The sequence below is a fragment of the Microvirga lenta genome (assembly GCF_020532555.1).
Classification (GTDB): Bacteria; Pseudomonadota; Alphaproteobacteria; order Rhizobiales; family Beijerinckiaceae; genus Microvirga; species Microvirga lenta.
Genome location: NZ_JAJBBR010000024.1, coordinates 2,501 through 5,474, shown reverse-complemented (window position 1 = coordinate 5,474; position 2,974 = coordinate 2,501). Strand labels below are relative to the sequence as shown.

General features: G+C 55.7%; 2 tRNA genes and 2 rRNA genes (1 of these 4 only partly in view). All 4 read left to right on the top strand.

The features are described 5' to 3' along the window. Positions 1–189 precede the first annotated feature (189 nt). A 16S ribosomal RNA gene (locus LGR44_RS21605) occupies positions 190–1,676 on the top strand. 138 nt (positions 1,677–1,814) lie between these two features. Continuing rightward, positions 1,815–1,891, top strand: a tRNA-Ile gene (locus tag LGR44_RS21600). A 23-nt stretch (positions 1,892–1,914) separates the two neighbouring features. Then, positions 1,915–1,990 (top strand) — tRNA-Ala (locus LGR44_RS21595). A gap of 243 nt (positions 1,991–2,233) precedes the next feature. Continuing rightward, a 23S ribosomal RNA gene (locus LGR44_RS21590) occupies positions 2,234–2,974 on the top strand; it runs 2,065 nt beyond the window's last position. The 16S and 23S rRNA genes sit together here with 2 tRNA genes alongside, the layout of an rRNA operon.

Below are 2,974 nucleotides of genomic sequence, written 5' to 3'. Positions count from 1 at the left end.
TGCTCTTTGACAAGTGAAGATGAGAGAGAGAAGCGTAGGCGGCGGTGTTCTTGCGGGCTGTCCGAGAGGATGGCCGATGAATGGACATCGACCAGTTCTATGCTTTGGTGAGTACACCGCTTCGGCTTAGGCCGGAGTGAGATGGACTCTGTCAATTTGCGTAGTGACTATAGTCGAGATCAAATTCTTCAACTTGAGAGTTTGATCCTGGCTCAGAACGAACGCTGGCGGCAGGCTTAACACATGCAAGTCGAACGCCCCCTTCGGGGGGAGTGGCAGACGGGTGAGTAACACGTGGGAACGTGCCCTTCAGTTCGGAATAACCCAGGGAAACTTGGGCTAATACCGGATACGTCCGAGAGGAGAAAGATTTATCGCTGAAGGATCGGCCCGCGTCTGATTAGCTAGTTGGTGAGGTAAAGGCTCACCAAGGCGACGATCAGTAGCTGGTCTGAGAGGATGATCAGCCACACTGGGACTGAGACACGGCCCAGACTCCTACGGGAGGCAGCAGTGGGGAATATTGGACAATGGGCGCAAGCCTGATCCAGCCATGCCGCGTGAGTGATGAAGGCCTTAGGGTTGTAAAGCTCTTTCGCACGCGACGATAATGACGGTAGCGTGAGAAGAAGCCCCGGCTAACTTCGTGCCAGCAGCCGCGGTAATACGAAGGGGGCTAGCGTTGTTCGGAATCACTGGGCGTAAAGGGCGCGTAGGCGGCTTTGTAAGTCGGGGGTGAAAGCCTGTGGCTCAACCACAGAATTGCCTTCGATACTGCATGGCTTGAGACCGGAAGAGGTTAGTGGAACTGCGAGTGTAGAGGTGAAATTCGTAGATATTCGCAAGAACACCAGTGGCGAAGGCGGCTGACTGGTCCGGATCTGACGCTGAGGCGCGAAAGCGTGGGGAGCAAACAGGATTAGATACCCTGGTAGTCCACGCCGTAAACGATGAATGCCAGCCGTTGGGCAGCTTGCTGCTCAGTGGCGCAGCTAACGCTTTAAGCATTCCGCCTGGGGAGTACGGTCGCAAGATTAAAACTCAAAGGAATTGACGGGGGCCCGCACAAGCGGTGGAGCATGTGGTTTAATTCGAAGCAACGCGCAGAACCTTACCAGCCTTTGACATGTCCGGTGTGGTTTCCAGAGATGGATTCCTTCAGTTCGGCTGGCCGGAACACAGGTGCTGCATGGCTGTCGTCAGCTCGTGTCGTGAGATGTTGGGTTAAGTCCCGCAACGAGCGCAACCCTCGCCCTTAGTTGCCATCATTGAGTTGGGCACTCTAAGGGGACTGCCGGTGATAAGCCGAGAGGAAGGTGGGGATGACGTCAAGTCCTCATGGCCCTTACGGGCTGGGCTACACACGTGCTACAATGGCGGTGACAATGGGCAGCGAACCCGCGAGGGGGAGCTAATCCCAAAAAGCCGTCTCAGTTCGGATTGCACTCTGCAACTCGAGTGCATGAAGGTGGAATCGCTAGTAATCGTGGATCAGAACGCCACGGTGAATACGTTCCCGGGCCTTGTACACACCGCCCGTCACACCATGGGAGTTGGTCTTACCCGACGGCGCTGCGCCAACCGCAAGGAGGCAGGCGACCACGGTAGGGTCAGCGACTGGGGTGAAGTCGTAACAAGGTAGCCGTAGGGGAACCTGCGGCTGGATCACCTCCTTTCTAAGGATGCTTCCTTATGCGCCGACATCCGTCGGTTCTATCGAGGCTCTTTTGAACACATGGGATCAGTCAGATCCCGTTATGCGGGACGCTGCCGTCTTCGCTTCTCTTATCTCACTCCGGACAAGATGCGGTTCAGGGCCTGTAGCTCAGGTGGTTAGAGCGCACCCCTGATAAGGGTGAGGTCGGACGTTCGAGTCGTCCCAGGCCCACCACGCTTATCTGGTCTTTCCCAAAGGGGGCCATAGCTCAGCTGGGAGAGCGCCTGATTTGCATTCAGGAGGTCGTCGGTTCGATCCCGTCTGGCTCCACCAGTTTTTGTCCGGTGTCACAGAGCTTCGTGCGGTGCTTGAGTTCAAGCGCGGCGCGGATGTTTGAAATCGTAAAGAGGGAACATATTCGGCAGGCAGGGCAACCTAGTCCCTGCGAACCAGCGTCAGCCCCGCAGGCTGATGAGCCGGGTATGTTCGGCAAGCAAAGTCTTCGGTCTGCGGATCGAAGACAGGTCTTTCTTGGATCGGGTCCGGTCTTTGCCGACGGACACCGATCATAAGAGTAATCAAGTGTCGTAAGAGCATCTGGTGGATGCCTTGGCGCTGAGAGGCGATGAAGGACGTGGTACGCTGCGATAAGCCTTGGGGAGCTGCGAACGAGCTTTGATCCAAGGATCTCCGAATGGGGAAACCCACCTTCGACCCTTTGTATTGTGACGTCATCCGTGAGGGTGGTGTTGCACTACGGAGGGTCAGATGAAGGTATTAAACTCTGAATCCATAGGGGTTTAAAGCGAACCCGGGGAACTGAAACATCTAAGTACCCGGAGGAAAGGACATCAACGAGACTCCGTTAGTAGTGGCGAGCGAACGCGGACCAGGCCAATGCCTGTGAGATCTTCACTGGAACCGCATGGAAAGGCGGGCGAGACGGGTGATAGCCCCGTACAGGTCAGAGTGATCACAGGATGCGAGTAGGGCGGGACACGTGAAATCCTGTCTGAACATGGGGGGACCACCCTCCAAGCCTAAGTACTCCTCAGCGACCGATAGTGTACTAGTACCGTGAGGGAAAGGTGAAAAGCACCCCGACGAGGGGAGTGAAACAGTTCCTGAAACCGGATGCTTACAAACAGTGGGAGCCCAAGGTTCGTCCTGGGTGACCGCGTACCTTTTGTATAATGGGTCAGCGACTTAAAGTAACGAGCAAGCTTAAGCCGATAGGTGGAGGCGCAGCGAAAGCGAGTCTGAACAGGGCGTTTTGAGTTCGTTGCTTTAGACCCGAAACCGGGTGATCTAGCCATG